Here is an 18,058-nt window from a genome sequence, read left to right on the forward strand (position 1 = left end):
CCATGAACCCGATCTATTCGCGCCGTCGCCGCTGGGACATCGTCATCCGCGGTCTCTGCATCGCAGCCGCCGCCTTCGGCGTCACTTGGCTCGCGCTGATTCTGATCACGCTGCTTTACAATGGCCTGGCCGGGCTCAACTACCAGGTCTTCACCGAGAACACGCCCCCGCCCGGATCGAACGAGGGCGGCCTGCTCAACGCCATCGTCGGCTCGCTGATCATGACCGTGATCGGCGTCGGCATCGGCGCGCCGCTCGGCCTGTTCGCCGGCACCTATCTCGCCGAGTACGGCCGCAACGACAAGCTGACCTCGGTGATCCGCTTCATCAACGACATCCTGCTCTCGGCGCCTTCGATCATCATCGGCCTGTTCATCTACGGCGCGGTGGTGGTGCCGATGCGCGGCTTCTCGGCGATCGCCGGCGCGCTGGCGCTCGCCGTGATCGTGATCCCGGTCGTGGTGCGCACCACCGAAGACATGTTGCTGCTGGTGCCGAACCCGCTGCGTGAGGCTGCCAGCGCGCTCGGCCTGCCGCGCTCGCTGGTGATCAAACGGATCGCCTATCGTGCCGCGCGCTCCGGCCTGATCACCGGCGTGCTGCTGGCGACTGCGCGCGTCGCCGGCGAGACCGCGCCGCTGCTGTTCACGGCGCTGTCGAACCAGTTCTTCAGCCTCGGCCTCGACAAGACGATGGCCAACCTGCCTGTCACCATCAACAACTTCGTGCAGAGCCCCTACGCCTATTGGAAGCAGCTCGCCTGGAGTGGGGCGCTGCTCATCACCCTGACCGTGCTTGCCCTGAACATTGGCGCGCGCATCCTTGGCGCCGAGAGGACTGCAAAATGAGTGAAATGTCTGTTTCCGTAAGTGCGCCGACCGTTCATCCCGGCTCACAGCCGCTACCCGAGGCGCCTGCCAAGGTCACCGCGCGCAACCTCAATTTCTACTACGGTGAGCACCACGCGCTGAAGAACATCAATCTGGCCCTCGGCACCAACCGCGTCACGGCCTTCATCGGCCCGTCGGGCTGCGGCAAGTCGACCCTGCTGCGCATCTTCAACCGGATGTACGATCTCTATCCGGGCCAGCGCGCCACCGGCCAGCTGTTGCTCGACCAGACCAATATCCTCGATCCCAAGCTGGACCTCAACCTGCTGCGCGCCCGGGTCGGCATGGTGTTCCAGAAACCGACGCCGTTCCCGATGACGATCTACGAGAACATCGCCTTCGGCATCCGCCTCTACGAGAAGATCTCGAAGTCCGAGATGGACGACCGCGTCGAGAAGGCGCTGCGCGGCGGCGCGCTGTGGAACGAGGTCAAGGATAAGCTCAACGCGTCCGGCTTGTCGCTCTCCGGCGGCCAGCAGCAGCGCCTCTGCATCGCCCGCACGGTCGCGGTGCGGCCCGAAGTGATCTTGTTCGATGAGCCCTGCTCGGCGCTCGACCCGATCTCGACCGCCAAGGTCGAGGAGCTGATCCAGGAATTGTCCGAGAACTACACGATCGCGATCGTCACCCACAACATGCAGCAGGCGGCGCGCGTCTCTGATAAAACCGCCTTCATGTATCTCGGCGAGCTGATCGAGTTCGACGACACCAGCAAGATCTTCACGTCGCCGAGCGACCGGCGTACGCAGGATTACATCACCGGCCGGTTCGGCTGAGGAGACGGGACATGGGTACTGAACATACCGCAAAGGCCTTCGATACCGACCTCCAGGAGCTCACTCGCCTCGTCGCCGAGATGGGCGGCATCGCCGAGCGCATGATCGTCGATTCCGTCGACGCGCTGATCCGCCGCGACGTCGCGCTCGGCCAGCGCGTCGTCACCACCGATGCCGAGCTCGACGCGCTTCAGAAGCGCATCGAGGAGCGCGCCGTGCTCACCATCGCCCGCCGCCAGCCGATGGCGGTGGATTTACGCGAGATCGTCGGCGCCATGCGCGTTGCCACCGATCTCGAGCGCATCGGCGACCTCGCCAAGAACATGGGCAAGCGCGTTGCGGCGCTGGAGACGGACTTCCATCCGCTGAAACTGTTCCGCGGCCTGGAGCACATGACCGACCTCGTGCAGCAGCAGGTCAAGTCGGTGCTGGATGCCTATGCCGCGCACGATTTGCCGGCGGCGATGGCGGTGTGGAAGGGCGACGAGGAAGTGGACGCCATCTGCACCTCTCTGTTCCGCGAGCTCCTCACCTATATGATGGAGGATCCGCGCAACATCTCGTTCTGCATCCATCTGATGTTTTGCGCCAAGAACATCGAGCGCATCGGTGATCACGCCACCAACATCGCCGAGACCGTGTTCTACATGATCGAGGGGCAGGCGATCACCGACAAGCGGCCGAAGGGCGACATGACGACCTTCGCCACGACGGTACCGAATACCTAGGGAGCGACGACAACATGGGCGCACGCATTATGGTGGTTGAGGACGAGGAAGCTCTCACCGAGCTTCTCCGTTACAACCTCGAAGGCGACGGCTATGACGTGGAGACGGTAATGCGCGGCGACGACGCCGACACCCGCCTCAAGGAACACATCCCCGATCTGATCGTGCTCGACTGGATGCTGCCGGGACTGTCCGGCATCGAGTTGTGTCGGCGGCTGCGCACCCGTCCCGAGACCAAGCAGCTCCCGATCATCATGCTGACCGCGCGCGGCGAGGAAAGCGAGCGGGTGCGGGGTCTTGCGACCGGCGCCGATGACTACATCGTCAAGCCGTTCTCGGTGCCGGAGCTGCTCGCGCGCGTGAAGGGCCTTCTGCGGCGCGCAAGCCCCGAGCGGCTCGCCACCGTGCTCGCCTATGGCGACATCGAGCTCGATCGCGACAAGCGCCGCGTCGCGCGCTCGGGCCGGCCGATCGATCTCGGCCCGACCGAATATCGCCTGCTGGAGTTCTTCCTGGAGCATCCCGGCCGCGTGTTCTCGCGCGAGCAGCTGCTCGACAGCGTCTGGGGCCGCGACATCTACATCGACGAGCGCACCGTCGACGTCCATATCGGCCGCCTGCGCAAGCTGCTCAATCTCGGCCGCGAGCAGGACCCGATCCGCACCGTCCGCGGCGCGGGTTATGCGCTGGATGATCGGTTTGCAAAGGCGGAGCAGACGTAGGCCCAACTGCGTCACCAAGCTCGGTCGTCGTCCCGGACAAGCGTAGCTCCCGGCAACGCGCAGCGTTGTCCGGAGCGAAGCGCCGATCCGGACGCATAGCCACAGGACGTGGTTGTTGCGCGAAAAGGTAACTCCGAGTCCCCGTAACCACGGCTTGCGGTGGCTATCGGTCCCGGTCCGGCGCTTCGCTTGTCCGGGACGACGTCGGGTTTGTTGCGCCGTCACCGCGTGACGGCTGCCGGTTCGATCTCAGGAAATAATCACCGCGTGCTCGGCTTCGGTGCCGCCCGCCGGCGATCCGCTGCCGGCTGATAGGCGACGCGCGAGTGCTGGGCGCAGTAGGGCAGGCCTGACAGCGCCTTGCCGCCACAGAAGAAGAAGTCCGGGCTGGAGGGATCGCCGACCGGCCAGTGGCACGTCGCCTCGTTCAATTCCAGCAGCGACAGCCGCTGACTCATCGGCACCACGTTGTCGTAGGTGACCGGTTCGGCCTCCACCTCGACCTCGAAGGCCTGCGCCAGCGCGGTGTTGCCGCGCGAGATCGGCCGGGTCACCCGCATCATATGCTGCGCGGGCCGCGCCTTGCGCGGCCGCGGCGCTGCCGATGAAGGGCTCTTGGCGCGGCCCGACAGGCCGAGCCTGTGCACTTTGCCGATCACGGCATTGCGGGTCACATTGCCGAGCTCGGCCGCGATCTGGCTGGCCGAAAGTCCGGCCTCCCAGAGCTTTTTCAGCTGCTCGACGCGATCGTCGGACCAGGTCAAAACCGTCATTGCACCCTTTCCCTCGTTGCGCGCCGCCATCCTGGGGCCTCACAGCGAATGCTTAAGCCTTGAAAAACCCGTGCCGTCAGAATCCCTTAAGGCTCGCCGGGCGCGTGACTGACGCCCGAACGTTTACGCCGGTACATGAGGACTCTTGGGATCAGAACCGCTGCACGAGATGTCGTATCTGACAGTCCAAACGCTACAATATGGCGTGACTCCCGCGCAAGAGTCCGCCGACTCGCTTCCACATGTTCCGTGGTGAAAACCCCGCAAGATCGGCACCGCAAGACTACGGATTTCGCGTTTCGCGAGGCTTTCCGGGCGGCATTGACACCCGTCTTGCCAGGCATAAGATGGTGACGCGTGCCGCCCTTAAAAGGCGGCACGTTTCGTTTTCCGGACCGGTCAATGGTGCGCTGCGCAAGGCATGCCAGGCAGGTCTCAACGTCCAAATGCAACATCCAAGTGATGGTCATGACCAACAGCGCCGCGCCGCATCTGCTTCCCGTTTTCGCCAGGGCGGACCTTGGCTTCGAGCGCGGCGAAGGCTGCTGGCTGATCGCGACCAATGGCGATCGCTATCTCGATTTCACCTCGGGCGTCGCCGTGAACGCGCTCGGCCACGCCCATCCTGCGTTGGTCAAGGCATTGCAGGAGCAGGCGACCAAGCTCTGGCACATGTCGAACCTGTTCCAGAGTCCCGATGGCGAACGGCTTGCAACGCGTTTGTGCAACGAAAGTTTCGCGGACTTCGTGTTCTTCTGCAATTCCGGCGCCGAAGCGTTGGAATGCGTGATCAAGGTCGTGCGGCGCTATCATGCCGCCAAAGGCCATCCCGATCGCTATCGCATGATCACCTTCGAAGGCGCCTTCCACGGCCGCACGCTGGCGACGTTGGCGGCGACGGGCTCGGCAAAATATCTTGAAGGTTTCGGCCCGCCCATGGATGGCTTCGACCAGGTCCCGCATGGCGATATCGAGGCCGTGAAGAAGGCGATCGGTCCGCAGACCGCCGGCATCCTGATCGAGCCGATCCAGGGCGAGGGCGGTGTGCGTTCGTCAACACCCGCCTTCCTCAAGGCGCTGCGTCAGCTCTGTGACGAGAAGGGCCTGTTGCTCGCGTTCGACGAGGTGCAGACCGGCATGGGCCGCACCGGCGATCTGTTCGCGCATCGCCGTCTCGGCGTCACCCCCGACGTGATGTCGCTGGCGAAAGCGCTCGGTGGCGGCTTCCCGATCGGCGCTTGTCTTGCCACCGCGGAAGCGGCCTCCGGCATGACGCCCGGCTCGCACGGCTCGACCTTCGGCGGCAATCCGCTCGCGATTTCCGCTGCGAACGCCGTGCTCGACGTCATGCTCGAGCCCGGCTTTTTCGATCACGTGCAGAGGATGTCGCTGCTGCTCAAGCAGAAGCTCGCCTCGGTGATCGATCGCTATCCTGATGTCGTCAGCGAAGTCCGTGGTGAGGGGCTCCTGATCGGCATCAAGGCGGTCGTGCCTTCGGGTGATCTCGTTACCGCCCTGCGCAACGAAAAGCTGCTCACCGTCGGCGCCGGCGACAATGTGGTGCGCTTCCTACCGCCTCTGATCGTCACCGAAGCCGAGATCGAGGACAGCGTCGGGCGGCTCGAGCGCGCCTGCGCGGCGATCTCGTGCAGTCAGACCAAGCGGGCGGCAAGCTGATGAGCAATTCGCCAAAGCACTTCCTCGACATCAACGAGCTCCCGCTGTCGGAGCTCAAGCGCATGCTCGCCGCATCCTCCGCCATGAAGGCGAAGCAGAAGGCGCATCAGCCGGTCAGGCCGCTCGAAGGCAAGACGCTGGCGATGATCTTCGAGCGCCCCTCGACGCGGACGCGGGTGTCGTTCGACGTCGCCATGCGCCAGCTCGGCGGCGAGCCCATCATGCTCACCGGCGCCGAAATGCAGCTCGGCCGGGGCGAGACCATCGCCGACACCGCGCGCGTGCTGTCGCGCTATGTCGACGCCATCATGATCCGCATCCTCAATCACGAGGCGCTGCTGGAGCTTGCGGCCCATGCGACCGTGCCCGTCATCAACGGCCTGACGCGCCGTTCGCACCCTTGCCAGGTGATGGCCGACCTCATGACCTATGAGGAGCATCGCGGCCCGATCGAGGGCAAGACGGTGGCCTGGACAGGCGACGACAACAACGTGCTGGCGTCCTGGGCCCACGCCGCCGAGCGCTTCAAGTTCCAGCTCAACGTCGCAACGCCGCCGGAGCTCGCGCCGAAAAAGGCGATGCGCGATTGGATCAAGATGACCAATGCGCCGATCGTGCTCGGCACCGATCCGGAAGCCGCCGTGAGGGGCGCCGACTGCGTCGTCACCGACACCTGGGTGTCGATGGGCGACAAGGAAGGCGAGCACCGCCACAACGTGCTCAAGCCCTACCAGGTCAATGCCAAGCTGATGTCGCTGGCCAAGCCCGACGCGCTGTTCATGCACTGCCTGCCTGCCCATCGCGGCGAGGAGGTCACGGATGAAGTGATCGACGGCCCGCAATCGGTCGTGTTCGACGAGGCCGAAAACCGCCTGCACGCGCAGAAGGGCATTCTGGCCTGGTGCTTTGACGCGGTGAAGTAGCGCAGCCTGGTGAAGGCGAAGTGGGTTTGGTTCGTCGTCCTGGCGAGAAGCCGGGACGACGCCGAACCAGCAGTATCGTGTGTGATCATAACTGCCTCGGGAACACTCCCTCGCGCCCCCTTCCATTTCCCACCTCCGACCCCAGATACACGGCCATGGTTTCCCAATCCCCTGACATGAAAACCGGGCCAGAAGGCCCGGTTCGCGCGCCATCACCGGTTCCGATCGATGACGCCGTGCTGCCCTACGAGGTCGACGCACTCGACGTGCGCGGCCGCTTGGTGCGGCTCGGTCCGGCGCTCGACGACATTCTCACCAAGCACGATTATCCCGCTCCCGTCGGCAAGCTGCTCGGCGAGGCCATCGTGCTGACGACGTTGCTCGGCTCGGCGCTGAAATTCGAGGGCCGCTTCATCCTCCAGGCCCAAACCGACGGTCCGGTGTCGTTCCTTGTCGTCGACTACATGGCGCCGGATCGCCTGCGCGCCTATGCGCGTTTCGATGCCGCGCGTCTCGGTAACGCCAAAGATTCCGGCACGCTGCTCGGCCGCGGTCATCTCGCCATGACCATCGACCAGGGCCCCGACATGAGCCGTTACCAGGGTCTGGTCGCGCTCGACGGTGGCAGCCTGGAAGAGGCCGCTCACGAATATTTCCTCCGCTCCGAGCAGATCCCGACGCGCGTGCGTCTTGCGGTCGGCGAGGAGTGGCGCAGTAGCGACGGCGGCAAGCATCGCTGGCGCGCCGGTGGCATGTTGATGCAGTTTCTGCCCAAGGCGCCGGAGCGCGCGCGGCAGGCGGACCTGCATCCCGGGGATGCGCCCGAAGGCAGCGAGGTGCACAGCGTCGCCGAAGACGACGCCTGGGTCGAGGCGCGCTCGCTGATCGAGACCGTCGAGGACGTCGAGCTGATCGATCCCGAGCTCTCCGGCGAGCGGCTGCTGTTTCGCCTCTTCCACGAGCGCGGCGTGCGCGTGTTCAATTCGCAGGTTCTGGAAGCGCGGTGCTCCTGCTCGCGCGATGCGGTTGCCTCGATGCTCAAGAGCTTCTCGCCCGACGATCGCGCCGCGATGGTCAAGGACGACAAGGTCGTCGTCACCTGCGAGTTCTGCTCGTCGGTCTACCAGTTCACGCCGCACGAGGCGGGCGTGGAGGACGCCTAGGCATCGCGCATAGCTAGGCTAGGAATGACGAGGCTGGGGAGGCTGCTCGCACATACTCGCTGTCATCGCCCGGCCGTGATCGGGCGATCCAATACTCCGAGACGACAGTGATTGAGCCAAACACTGATTGAACCGATAGGCCGCGGCTTGCTGGATTCTCCGCCTTCGCGGGGAATGACATCGGAGGCTAGTTCAACACCCGCTTGTTGTCCGGACTGTCCAGCGAGAACGTCGGCACGTCGATCTCGAAGCGCTCGCCGCTTTCGCTGACCATCTGGTAGCGGCCGGTCATGAAGCCGGAGGCGGTCGTGAGCGGCACGCCGGAGGTGTATTCGAAGCGCTCGCCGGGGGCCAGGATCGGCTGCTCACCGACGACGCCCTCGCCCTTCACCTCCTGCTGGCGGCCGGAGGCGTCGGTGATGATCCAGTGCCGCGTCTTCAGCTGCACGGTCTCGTCACCGGAATTGGTGATGACGATGGTGTAGGACCAGAAATAGCGGGAGCGGTCGGCCGACGACTGCTCCGGAACAAAGTTCGGCTCGACGGTCACTTCGATCTGGCGGGTCACGGCGCGGTACATGATGGCCCATCATAGCGAAATCCGCCCGGGGAACCAAACGCCGGAGACGGCTTTGGCGACATCGTCCCGCCAGAATTCGCGGGGAAGGGACTCCCAAGGGGGAGACAACCTTATGTGATCCGGCCGCTTTGCGAGACGACGGCCGGACCGGTAAACTCCATTGAACGTCGCGATTTGCGGAAGGGTTTTTGGCCCCGATGACCATTGCCGACCAAGTGACGGGATCGACGATCGCGGGAACCGCCGGTGCCAAACCCGCAGGGACCAAGCCGCGCGCCGCCGCGCCAGCCATTACGCTGCCGGCGATCGGCGAGCGCGAGCTCCGGCTCGATCTGTTCCGCGGCCTGGCGCTGTGGCTGATCTTCATCGACCATCTGCCAACCAGCCTGCTGACCTGGTTCACCATTCGCAATTACGGCTTCAGCGACGCCACCGAGATCTTCATCTTCATCTCCGGCTATACCGCCGCCTTCGTCTACGGCCGGGCAATGCTGGAGAGCGGCGCCGTCATCGCCACCGCGCGCATCCTGCGCCGCGTCTGGCAGATTTACGTCGCCCACGTCTTCCTGTTCACGATCTTCCTCGCCGAAATCTCCTATGTGGCGACCAGCTTCGAGAACCCGCTCTACACCGAAGAGATGGGCATCATGGATTTCCTCAAGCAGCCCGACGTCACCATCGTGCAGGCGCTGCTGCTGCGCTTCCGGCCCGTCAACATGGACGTGCTGCCGCTCTACATCGTGCTGATGCTGGCGCTGCCGTTGATCCTGTGGTCGATGAAGTGGAAGCCCGACGTCACGCTCGGCCTCTCGGTCGTGCTCTACGCCGTGACGTGGGAATACGACCTCTACTTCTCGGCCTATCCGAACGGCTTCTGGGCGTTCAATCCGCTGGCCTGGCAATTGCTTTTCGTCTTCGGTGCATGGTGTGCGCTCGGAGGCGCGCGGCGCATGTCGCGCATTCTGGCATCACCCGTGACGATGTGGATCTCGATCGCCTATCTCGCCGCGGCGTTCTACGTGACGCTGACCTGGTACGTGCCGCAGCTCGGCCACTTCATGCCGAAGCGGATCGAGCAGTGGATGTATCCGATCGACAAGACCGATCTCGACGTGCTGCGCTTCACACATTTCCTGGCGCTGGCCGCGCTCACCGTGCGCTTCCTGCCGCGGACCTGGCCGGGCCTGAAATCGCCCTGGCTGCGGCCGCTGATCCTATGCGGGCAGCATTCGCTCGAGATCTTCTGTCTCGGCGTCTTCCTGGCTTTCGCCGGCCATTTCATCCTGGCCGAAGTTTCCGGCGGGGCAGCCATGCATGCGTTGATTAGTCTCTCCGGAATCCTGATCATGTGGGGGGTGGCGTGGGTGATTTCGTGGTACAAGCGCGTGGCTGACAAGAGCGGTGCGAAAACCAAAAACGCCGTCGGCAACGCCGATCTGGCGGGAGGGGGCTGATGAAGGCGAAGGTTCTCCTGAGCCTGATCCTGCTATGCGGTGGCCTCGCCGCGGCCACGGCGCGCGCGGGCGATGCTGCGCCTGCTGCCTCGGCCGCGCCCCCGGCCTGCGAATTGCCGTCCTATCTGCTTACCAGCGAAAGCCAGCTTCCCAAAGTCGCCGATGCCATCAAGTCCGGCAAGCCGCTCGAGATTCTGGTCATCGGAAGCCGCTCGACCACGATTCCATCCTCGGAGAGCAGCTCATATCCGGCGCGCATGGAGACGATCCTCAAGGAGAAGCTGCCCGCGTCCGAAGTGGTGCACGTCTCCGTAGAAATACAGAGCAAGAAAACGGCAGGGGAGACCGCGTCCACTTTCATTAAGCTGATGGAAGCAAAAATGCCTACTTTGGTCATCTGGCAGACCGGGACCGTGGATGCTATCCGATCCATCGATCCCGACGATTTTCGCGGCGCGGTAACCGAAGGGGTTACCGCGTTGCAAAAGGCAGGGGCTGACGTCGTCTTGATGAATTTGCAGTACAGTCCGCGTACCGAAACCATGATCTCGGCGCAGCCTTTTCTCGATAATATGCGTGTGGTGGCGCAGGAGCACGACGTCCCACTGTTCGACCGTTTCGCGATCATGCGACAGTGGAATGATCAGGGCCAGTTCGACTTGTTCAACCCGTCCCGCGGGCCTGAACTGGCGAAACAGGTCCATGATTGCCTTGGCCGGGCGTTGGCACAGTTCGTGATTGATGCTGCCCATCTGGAGCCGGCCCAGCAGCAAAATTGAGGTCTAGCGTTAATGAGTTCTCTCCGCCCTTTTTGCCTGACGTCATGGCTGGCGCCCGCGGCGGCGGCGCTGCTGCTGCTGATGCCCGCTTCGCAGCCGCGCGCGCAGACGCAAGCCGCTCAGGCGACGCCCGCGCAGCCGGCTGATTCCGCTGCCGCACCGCCCTCCCAGACCACCGTCGCCGCGACGTCCCCCGAGCAGCGCGGCGTCACGGCGCGCGCCATCGACAAGGTGAAGGAAGTCGCAAAGTCCGCCGGCGACATCTTCAGCCGCGTGCCCTGCCTGCCGCCGAAGGGCGGCTCGAAGGCGATGGGCTCGCTGCCGCGTGTCGCAAGCAAGCTCGTCGCCGGCCAGCCCGTCGTCATCGTCGCGTTCGGCTCGTCGTCCACCGCAGGATTCGGTGCGAGCTCGCCGGAGTTCAATTATCCGAACCGTCTCGCCGCACAGCTGCGCCGGCACTATCCGACCGCTGACATCACCGTCATCAATGCCGGCGTCGGTGGCGAGGATGCGCCCGAGATGATGAAGCGCCTCCAGACGCAGGTCATCGACGTGCATCCGGATCTCGTGATCTGGCAGGTCGGCACCAACGCCGTGCTGCGCAATCTCGATCCCGCCGATACCGCAAAACTGGTCGAGGACGGCATCAGCCGCATCCAGGCCGCCGGTGGCGCCGACATCGTGCTGGTCGATCCGCAATATTCGCCGGCGGTCAACCAGCGCGCCGAGAGCGCCGGCAAGATGGTGAAGCTGCTCGGCAAGGTCGCCGAGCTCCGTCACGTTGGCATCTTCCCGCGCTTCGAGGTGATGCGCGACTGGCACGAGAAGCAGGCGATCCCGGTCGAGAGTTTCGTTATCGCCGACGGCCTGCACATGAACGATTGGGGCTACGCATGCTTCGCCCAACTCCTCGCCGATGACATCATCCGCTCCGTCGGCCAGATCAAGCTCGGTGTGAACGTGCCCGCGGATGTGCGCACGTATCGGCCGATGTAGGTTGCTTCACCCTCCCCTGGGAGGGGGAGGGTCGATCGCGCACAGGCGAGCGGGGTGGGTGATCTCTCCGCTCGGGCGTTGGATGCGGAAAGACCGTCACCCCACCCCGTCTCACATTTCGTTGCGCTCCATGTGAGCCGACCCTCCCCCTCCAGGGGAGGGTAAGAAGATCACGCCTTCTCCAGCGCCGCGGTCAGATCCTCGATCAGATCTTCCGCATGCTCGAGCCCGGCGGAGAAGCGGATGAAGCCTTCGCTGATGCCGAGCGCGGCGCGGTCTTCGGGCTTCAGACGCTGATGCGTCGTAGTGGCCGGATGCGTGACGAGGCTCTTGGCGTCGCCGAGATTGTTGGAGATCTTCGCCAGCTTCAACTCATTGAGCACGCGAAACGCCGCCTGCTTGCCGCCCTTCAACTCGAAGCCGACCAGCGTCGAGCCGCCACGCATCTGCTTCTTCACCAGCGCGGCCTGAGGATGATCGGCGCGGCCGGGATAGACCAGCCGCGAGATCTTGGGATGGCTCGCCAGCACCTCGGCAATGCGCGCTGCGGTGTCGGTCTGCGCGCGCACGCGCACGCCCAGCGTTTCCAGGCCCTTGAGCAGGACCCAGGCGTTGAACGGCGAGATCGACGGGCCGGTCTGGCGCATGAAATTGTGGATGTGCTCGGCGATGAAGGCTTCCGAGGACAGGATGATGCCGCCGAGACACCGCCCCTGGCCGTCGATATGCTTGGTCGCGGAATAGACCACGACGTCGGCCCCGAGCGCGAGCGGGCTCTGCCAGATCGGGGTTGCGAACACGTTGTCGACCACCAGTCGCGCGCCGCCCTTGTGCGCGATCTCGGCGATCGAGGGAATGTCGAGCACATCTAACGTCGGATTGGTCGGGCTCTCCAGGAAGAACGTCTTGGTGTTCGGCTTGAGAGCGCGCTGCCATTGGTCGAGGTCGAGGCCGTCGACCAGCGTGGTCTCGATGCCGTAGCGCGGCAGCAGATCCTGCACCACATAGAGGCACGAGCCGAACAGCGCGCGCGACGCCACCACATGATCGCCCGCCTTCAGGGGCGCCAGGATCGCAGTCGTCACCGCGGCCATGCCGGTGGCCGCCGAGCGAGCGGCTTCGGCGCCTTCGAGCTCGATCATGCGGCGCTCGAACATCGCGATGGTCGGATTGGAATAGCGCGAATAGATGAAGCCGGGGTCCTCGCCCTTGAACCGCGCCTCGCACTCCTCGGCGCTGTTGTAGACGTACCCTTGCGTCAGGAACAGCGCCTCCGACGTCTCGCCATATTGCGAGCGCAGGGTGCCGGAATGGACCAGGCGGGTTTCGGGACGGTAAGTGGCAGGCGACTTCGACATAGGACCTCCGACATGACCATTCGAGCAAAAATGGTCACAAAAAAACCGGCCTGGATATCTCCATGGGCCGGGATCACAGAGGTCCCCGGCCTGTTTAGCGACTTATTTAACGTGGCTGCAAGCCGGCCGGCTCAAATCACCACGGGATAAGTGATGCTCATATTCCGCAATGCCCTTTCCGTCAAGGCGTCCATCGGATAGCCGTAAAAGGCTAGTATTTCCCGTATCTCGGGATGCGTTTGCCCCTTGCTGAGGACCCCCGGTTGACGTTCACGGTCGCTGCCGACGCCAATGGTATCCTGCCTGACCGCATGATTGCGGCGATGGCAGAGGCGGGGCTGATCCTGCCCGCCTACGACTTCGTCGAAAGCCAGATCCAGCCGGCGAGCCTCGATCTGCGCCTCGGCGACATCGCCTATCGCGTCCGCGCCAGCTTCCTGCCCGGTCCCGGCGCCACCGTCGCCGAGCGCATCGACGAATTGAAGCTGCACGAGTTCAGCCTTGCCGACGGCGCGGTGCTCGAGACCAACTGCGTCTACATCGTGCCGCTGCTGGAGAGCCTCGCGCTGCCGCCGGAGATCGTCGCGGCCGCGAATCCCAAGAGCTCGACCGGCCGGCTCGACGTCTTCACCCGCGTGATCGCCGACGGGACCCGCCGCTTCGACATGATCGGCGCCGGTTATCACGGCCCGCTCTATGCCGAGATCAGCCCGAAGACGTTTCCGGTGCTGGTGCGCGAGGGCTCGCGCCTGTCCCAGGTACGCTTCCGCACCGGTGACGCCATCCTCAATGCCGACGAGCTCGATGGCTTGCATGCGACCGAGCGCCTCGTCGACATCGACGATGCCGATCTGTCCGGCGGCGTCGCTGTCTCGGTTGACCTCTCCGGCGAGAAGGCCAACGGCTTCGTCGGTTACCGCGCCAAGCGCCACACCGGCGTCGTCGACGTCGACCGCCGCTCCGGCTATGCGGTGGAAGATTTTTGGGAGCCGATGTCGGCCCGTCCCGACGGCAGCCTGATCCTCGATCCCGGCGAGTTCTACATCCTGGCCTCGAAAGAGGCCGTGCAGGTCCCGCCCGATTACGCCGCGGAGATGGTGCCGTTCGATCCCTTGGTCGGCGAATTCCGCGTGCATTATGCCGGTTTCTTCGATCCCGGCTTCGGCTATGCCGGTGCCGGCGGGCAAGGCGCGCGCGCCGTGCTGGAGGTGCGCTCGCGCGAGGTGCCCTTCATCCTCGAGCATGGCCAGATCGTCGGCCGCCTCGTCTACGAGAAGATGCTGGCGCGTCCCGATGCGATGTACGGCCAGCGCATCGGCTCGAACTACCAGGCGCAGGGGCTGAAGCTGAGCAAGCATTTCCGGGTCTAGCGCTAGCCCCACGCTCCGCTGTCATGCCCGGCTTGGCCGGGGCATCCAGTACTCTGCGGCGATAGTTCGTTGCAAGAAACTTCCGCAGCGGAGTACTGGATCGCCCGATCAAGTCGGGCGATGACACCGAGTATGTGTCAGGATGCGAGCCGAAGTCCGGGCTACATGCGAGGTGGTGTCATGACCAATCCATCCCAACTCGACGCGAGAATCATCGACGACGTCGCGGACGCGCTGATCTATTCGGATCGCTCCGGCACGATCATGCGCTGGAATCGGGCATCGGCCGCCTTGTTCGGTTTCTCCGCCGGGGAGGCGCTCGGCCAGAACCTCGATCTGATCATTCCCGAGCATCTGCGCGCCGCGCACTGGAAAGGCTTCGAGGCTGCGCTGGCCAGCGGCACGATGAAGCTCGCGGGCAAGCCGACGCTGACACGCGCGCTGCACAAGAGCGGGCGCAAGCTCTACATTGAGATGACCTTCGCGCTGGTACGGGATGCCGGCGGAGCCGTGCTCGGATCGGTCGCGATGGCGCGCGACGTGACGGAGCGCATCGAGCGCGAACGCGCGGCCAAGGCTGCGCAAAATTCGTGATGCGGAATTGACGGGCCGTCGTGCAGGGCGGTCTGCATGCGTGCCATGTTGCCTGTCACCGGGTGCAGTGACACATTCGATCAAAACAACGATCGGGAGCGAACATGACCGCCGCATCAGACACAGCGCAGCAAGCCCAACGGAAACGCTGGCGCGCGGTCGCCGATCTCTATCACGCCTACTTCACCGGCCTGATCCTCACCGTGGTCACGCGGCGCGGCACGGCGGATGCCGCTGAATTTGTCTTCCGCGTGTTCCGCCGCCAGCAGCAGGAGCGCTTCCTGCCGGGGCTGGAAAAGCTCGGCCTCCGTCATCTGCCGCCGGCGGTGGCTGCCGCGCAATATCACTATCTCTCGAACTGGATCGGCGGCGTGCATGTCGAATACATGTATGAGAGCGACACCAAGGCCTGGATCCGCTATCCGCCGCCGCGTTGGATCTGGAAGGGCACCGCGATCTGCGGCGTGCCGGGCGAAGTCAGCTGCGCGATGCTGCGTGGCTGGCACGCCAACAACGGCGTAGCCCTCGGCGATCTCCGCCTCGGCTTCGTCTGCACCAAGCAGAGCGTCGACGGCCAGGATGGGCTCGAAGGCTATTATCATCAATACGATCATCCGCTCGATCTTGACCAGCGCCTGGTGTTCGCGCGGCATCTGGAGGCCCCTACGTTCGATGCGAAGACCGCGCCGGCTTTGCCGGTGGCGAGCTGGCCGAAACCGCGGCTCGAAAAAGCCTATCGCAACTACGCAATGGAATATGTCCGCACCGCCGCGCCCGTGATGGTGCAGCTGTTCGGCCCCGAGGACGCCGGCTATCTCCTGCATCTCACCGGCAAGCTGATCGGCATGCAATATTTCGACGAGGTCGCGGCGGCGTTGGCGATGAGCCGCGGCGGTGCGGGCGAATTCGCATCGTTCCTGAGCGCGCTGTTTGCCGCGCAGGACGATGCGGCCGAGACCTCGCAATCCGAAGGCGCCTTTGCAATCCATCAGCAGAGCTGGAGGCTGATGGACGATGTCGCCGACTATCACCAAACCTGCGCCAAGGTGCTGGAAGGATTGTTCGAAGGCCTCGCTGCAGGATGCGGAAGAAACATAGGCGTGCGCATGCACACCGCGAAGGGCGGCCGCCCGCCGCTGGTCTGGACGATTGAATAGCGACGGTGACAAGCCGCCGCCGCAGGGCACGCCTGCACCTGACGCAGGAGGAATCGGCGCCCGCCATGCTAACAAGCCCTGCCGCGCCCTGCGCGCGAATAGATTGATTGGCACACCTGTTTATTGCCGCGCCGCAAATGGCGCTCGTGTCCGGGAGAAGACATGTCCGACATCGCCGAAATCCCGGTCGATGAACAGGAGCGCCCGCTGCCGCCGCCTCCGCGGCCGGTCAGGAGCGCGCTGACCGACGGTCCGATCCTGCGCACGCTGCTTGGGCTCGCTTGGCCGAACGTGATCGGGTTGTCGGCCGGCATGTGCGTGGTGATCGCCGAGACCTCCTATGTCGGCCGGCTCGGCGTCGAGGCGCTGGCCGCGATGGCGCTGGTGTTTCCGACCGTGATTCTGACCATGACGATGTCGGGCGGCGCCATGGGCGGCGCGGTGGCCTCCGCCATCGCGCGTGCGCTCGGCGCCGGGGATCGCGAGCGCGCCGGAACGCTCGCCGTGCACGCGATTCTGATCGGCATCAGCTTCGGTCTCGTCTTCATGCTGGGAATGCTGATCTTCGGGCCGCGCCTGCTGGAATTGCTCGGCGGCCGCGGCAATGTGCTGACCCACGCCATCGCCTACACGCAGGTGTTTTTCGGCGGCGCGGTGCTGCCCTGGCTGCTCAACACCCTGGCGGGCGTCCTGCGCGGTACCGGCAACATGAAGCTGCCGTCGCTGTTGATCCTCAACTCGGCGGTCTGGCAGATCGTGCTGGGGGGCACGCTGGGCCTTGGGCTCGGGCCGGTGCCGCAGCTCGGCATGCGCGGCGTCGCGGCCGGCGCGCTGATCGCCTATTGCATGAACATCGGCGCGATGGGCTGGTATCTGTTCTCCGGCCGCGCCCGAATCGTCCTGAAGCTGCGCGGCCTGCGCATCCAATGGGCGATGTTTTTCGACATCCTGAAGGTCGGCGCCATCGCCTGCTTCTCGCCGCTGCAATCGGTGCTGACGATCTCGATCTTCACTCACATACTGGCGCAGTTCGGCACCGCGATTCTCGCCGGCTACGGTATCGGCGCGCGGCTGGAATTCCTGCTGACCTCGATCGCATTCTCGTTCGGCATCGCCTGTGTGCCGATGGTCGGGATGGCGATCGGGGCGGGCCGCATCGCGCGCGCCCGGCGCATCGCCTGGATCGCCAGTGCTGCGGCCTTCGTGGCGGTCGGCGCGCCGGCATGCCTCGTTGCGATCTTCCCCGATCTCTGGGTCAACATCTTCACCGACAGCGTGGCCGTGCGCGCGGCGAGCCATCAATATCTCTCGACGGTCGGACCGTTCTACGCCTTCTTCGGCCTTGCAACGACGATGTATTTCTCCTCGCAGGGCGCCGCCAAGGTGATCGGGCCGGTGCTGGCGCAGACCGCGCGATTGATCTACATCGCCGCTTGTGGCTGGTGGCTGTCGGCCCACGGCGCTACAGCGCAGAGCTTCTTCTGGCTCGCCGCAAGCTCGATGGTCGTGCTCGGCCTGCTGTCGTGCTCCAGCGTGGTGCTGACCCGCTGGGGACCGCGCAAGATGAAACCTGCGATCAGGCCAGCTCTGTCAGCTGCTGCCGACTAGCGATGCCTGTGGCGGCGATGGCCGCCGCCGGCATTGGCGAGCCGCATCAATTGCGGGATCATCGCCATCATGTCTCCGCCTCCGGCGCCGCCGAGCATGCCCATGACGTCGCGGCCGCCCATGCCGCCGAGCCCGGCCGGCATATAGCCGCCGCTCATCGGCGTGTAGCCGCCGTAGTTCGGCGCACCGAAGCCGCCGCCGAGATTGCCGCCGGACAGGCCGCCGCCCATCATGCCGCCGAGCCCGCCGCCGTTCTCCATCATGCGACTCATCATCGGGCCCATGGTCTGCATCAGCATGGCGAAGCGGTGCTTGCCCATCTTCGCCTTCATCATCTCCAGCATTGGCGCCATCTGGGCCATCATGTCCTCGCCATCGGCACCACCACCAAAACCCGCAAGCTGCGCCTTCGCCGGCGTGCTCGCGACGGAAAACAATAGCAGCACGGCGGCCGCCTGGCAGATCACCTTGTCCGCACCTCTCATGGCATGCTCCTCGCGTGCGTGGCTC

At 64.8% G+C, this 18,058-nt stretch carries 18 protein-coding genes and 1 riboswitch; of the genes, 14 read left to right on the plus strand and 4 right to left on the minus strand.

Features of this window, described 5'->3' with window-relative positions; all coding sequences use genetic code 11:
- Nucleotides 1-2 precede the first annotated feature (2 nt).
- The 4 genes from pstA to phoB are packed head-to-tail and all read left to right on the plus strand — an operon-like array spanning nucleotide 3 to nucleotide 3,116.
- The gene (gene pstA, locus IVA92_RS06790; protein ID WP_247281832.1) at nucleotides 3-848 is read left to right on the plus strand and encodes a phosphate ABC transporter permease PstA; all 846 of its coding nucleotides are present in this window, start codon (nucleotides 3-5) and stop codon (nucleotides 846-848) included.
- On the plus strand, nucleotides 845-1,666 hold the full coding sequence (gene pstB / locus IVA92_RS06795) for a phosphate ABC transporter ATP-binding protein PstB (protein ID WP_008541003.1): 822 nt from the start codon (nucleotides 845-847) through the stop codon (nucleotides 1,664-1,666). The genes pstA and pstB overlap by 4 nt, the downstream gene beginning before the upstream one ends.
- A gap of 11 nt (nucleotides 1,667-1,677) precedes the next feature.
- Nucleotides 1,678-2,394 carry a phosphate signaling complex protein PhoU gene (gene phoU / locus IVA92_RS06800; RefSeq protein WP_091884957.1) on the plus strand — a complete coding sequence of 239 codons (717 nt, stop codon included), beginning with the start codon at nucleotides 1,678-1,680 and terminating at the stop codon, nucleotides 2,392-2,394.
- 14 nt (nucleotides 2,395-2,408) lie between these two features.
- Nucleotides 2,409-3,116 carry a phosphate regulon transcriptional regulator PhoB gene (phoB, locus tag IVA92_RS06805; protein WP_008143479.1) on the plus strand — a complete coding sequence of 236 codons (708 nt, stop codon included), beginning with the start codon at nucleotides 2,409-2,411 and terminating at the stop codon, nucleotides 3,114-3,116.
- 260 nt (nucleotides 3,117-3,376) lie between these two features.
- On the opposite strand, the gene IVA92_RS06810 is transcribed toward phoB, so the two are convergent.
- Nucleotides 3,377-3,889, minus strand: a complete 513-nt coding sequence (locus tag IVA92_RS06810) for a GcrA family cell cycle regulator (protein ID WP_247281831.1) — start codon at nucleotides 3,887-3,889, stop codon at nucleotides 3,377-3,379.
- Nucleotides 3,890-4,357: 468 nt separating this feature from the next.
- Here IVA92_RS06810 and IVA92_RS06815 point away from each other — a divergent pair, with 468 nt between their 5' ends.
- The 3 genes from IVA92_RS06815 (at nucleotide 4,358) to IVA92_RS06825 (ending at nucleotide 7,652) form a co-directional block, all read left to right on the plus strand.
- The gene (locus IVA92_RS06815; RefSeq protein ID WP_247281830.1) at nucleotides 4,358-5,566 is read left to right on the plus strand and encodes an aspartate aminotransferase family protein; all 1,209 of its coding nucleotides are present in this window, start codon (nucleotides 4,358-4,360) and stop codon (nucleotides 5,564-5,566) included.
- Nucleotides 5,566-6,489: an ornithine carbamoyltransferase gene (argF, locus tag IVA92_RS06820; protein ID WP_247281829.1), complete on the plus strand. Its 924-nt coding sequence runs from the start codon at nucleotides 5,566-5,568 to the stop codon at nucleotides 6,487-6,489. Before IVA92_RS06815 ends, argF begins: the two co-directional genes overlap by 1 nt.
- Before the next feature lie 155 nt (nucleotides 6,490-6,644).
- A complete protein-coding gene (locus IVA92_RS06825; protein ID WP_247281828.1) occupies nucleotides 6,645-7,652 on the plus strand; it encodes an Hsp33 family molecular chaperone in 1,008 nt (335 codons plus the stop codon).
- Between the two features lie 187 nt (nucleotides 7,653-7,839).
- Here the strand turns inward: IVA92_RS06825 and apaG are convergent, their stop codons facing one another.
- Nucleotides 7,840-8,232: a Co2+/Mg2+ efflux protein ApaG gene (gene apaG, locus IVA92_RS06830; RefSeq protein WP_176945497.1), complete on the minus strand. Its 393-nt coding sequence runs from the start codon at nucleotides 8,230-8,232 to the stop codon at nucleotides 7,840-7,842.
- A gap of 197 nt (nucleotides 8,233-8,429) precedes the next feature.
- Here apaG and IVA92_RS06835 point away from each other — a divergent pair, with 197 nt between their 5' ends.
- Genes IVA92_RS06835 through IVA92_RS06845 form a run of 3 tightly spaced genes read left to right on the plus strand, consistent with a single transcriptional unit; the run spans nucleotide 8,430 to nucleotide 11,461 of the window.
- Nucleotides 8,430-9,686, plus strand: coding sequence for an OpgC domain-containing protein (locus tag IVA92_RS06835; RefSeq protein ID WP_247281827.1), 1,257 nt, complete (start codon nucleotides 8,430-8,432; stop codon nucleotides 9,684-9,686).
- Nucleotides 9,686-10,465: an SGNH/GDSL hydrolase family protein gene (locus IVA92_RS06840; RefSeq protein WP_247281826.1), complete on the plus strand. Its 780-nt coding sequence runs from the start codon at nucleotides 9,686-9,688 to the stop codon at nucleotides 10,463-10,465. Before IVA92_RS06835 ends, IVA92_RS06840 begins: the two co-directional genes overlap by 1 nt.
- 12 nt (nucleotides 10,466-10,477) lie before the next feature.
- On the plus strand, nucleotides 10,478-11,461 hold the full coding sequence (locus tag IVA92_RS06845) for an SGNH/GDSL hydrolase family protein (RefSeq protein ID WP_247281825.1): 984 nt from the start codon (nucleotides 10,478-10,480) through the stop codon (nucleotides 11,459-11,461).
- Nucleotides 11,462-11,631: 170 nt separating this feature from the next.
- On the opposite strand, the gene IVA92_RS06850 is transcribed toward IVA92_RS06845, so the two are convergent.
- Nucleotides 11,632-12,819 (minus strand): O-succinylhomoserine sulfhydrylase, encoded by a 1,188-nt coding sequence (locus tag IVA92_RS06850; protein WP_247281824.1) that lies wholly within the window; start codon nucleotides 12,817-12,819, stop codon nucleotides 11,632-11,634.
- A 73-nt stretch (nucleotides 12,820-12,892) separates the two neighbouring features.
- A riboswitch (SAM riboswitch) is annotated at nucleotides 12,893-12,972 on the minus strand.
- Nucleotides 12,973-13,082: 110 nt separating this feature from the next.
- Between IVA92_RS06850 and IVA92_RS06855 the strand changes: the two genes are divergently transcribed.
- The 4 genes from IVA92_RS06855 (at nucleotide 13,083) to IVA92_RS06870 (ending at nucleotide 17,548) form a co-directional block, all read left to right on the plus strand.
- Complete coding sequence (locus IVA92_RS06855; protein WP_247281823.1) at nucleotides 13,083-14,189, plus strand: 2'-deoxycytidine 5'-triphosphate deaminase; 1,107 nt, start codon at nucleotides 13,083-13,085, stop codon at nucleotides 14,187-14,189.
- A gap of 180 nt (nucleotides 14,190-14,369) precedes the next feature.
- Complete coding sequence (locus IVA92_RS06860; RefSeq protein WP_247281822.1) at nucleotides 14,370-14,783, plus strand: PAS domain S-box protein; 414 nt, start codon at nucleotides 14,370-14,372, stop codon at nucleotides 14,781-14,783.
- Nucleotides 14,784-14,887: 104 nt separating this feature from the next.
- A complete protein-coding gene (locus IVA92_RS06865; RefSeq protein WP_247281821.1) occupies nucleotides 14,888-15,940 on the plus strand; it encodes a hypothetical protein in 1,053 nt (350 codons plus the stop codon).
- 162 nt (nucleotides 15,941-16,102) lie between these two features.
- The gene (locus tag IVA92_RS06870) at nucleotides 16,103-17,548 is read left to right on the plus strand and encodes an MATE family efflux transporter (protein WP_247281820.1); all 1,446 of its coding nucleotides are present in this window, start codon (nucleotides 16,103-16,105) and stop codon (nucleotides 17,546-17,548) included.
- Here IVA92_RS06870 and IVA92_RS06875 read toward each other — a convergent pair.
- Nucleotides 17,545-18,033 carry a hypothetical protein gene (locus IVA92_RS06875; protein ID WP_247281819.1) on the minus strand — a complete coding sequence of 163 codons (489 nt, stop codon included), beginning with the start codon at nucleotides 18,031-18,033 and terminating at the stop codon, nucleotides 17,545-17,547. The two genes, IVA92_RS06870 and IVA92_RS06875, sit on opposite strands and share 4 nt — an antisense overlap.
- Between the last annotated feature and the right edge of the window lie 25 nt (nucleotides 18,034-18,058).

The sequence above is a fragment of the Bradyrhizobium sp. 154 genome, from assembly GCF_023073875.1.
In the GTDB taxonomy this organism is placed as follows: Bacteria; Pseudomonadota; Alphaproteobacteria; order Rhizobiales; family Xanthobacteraceae; genus Bradyrhizobium.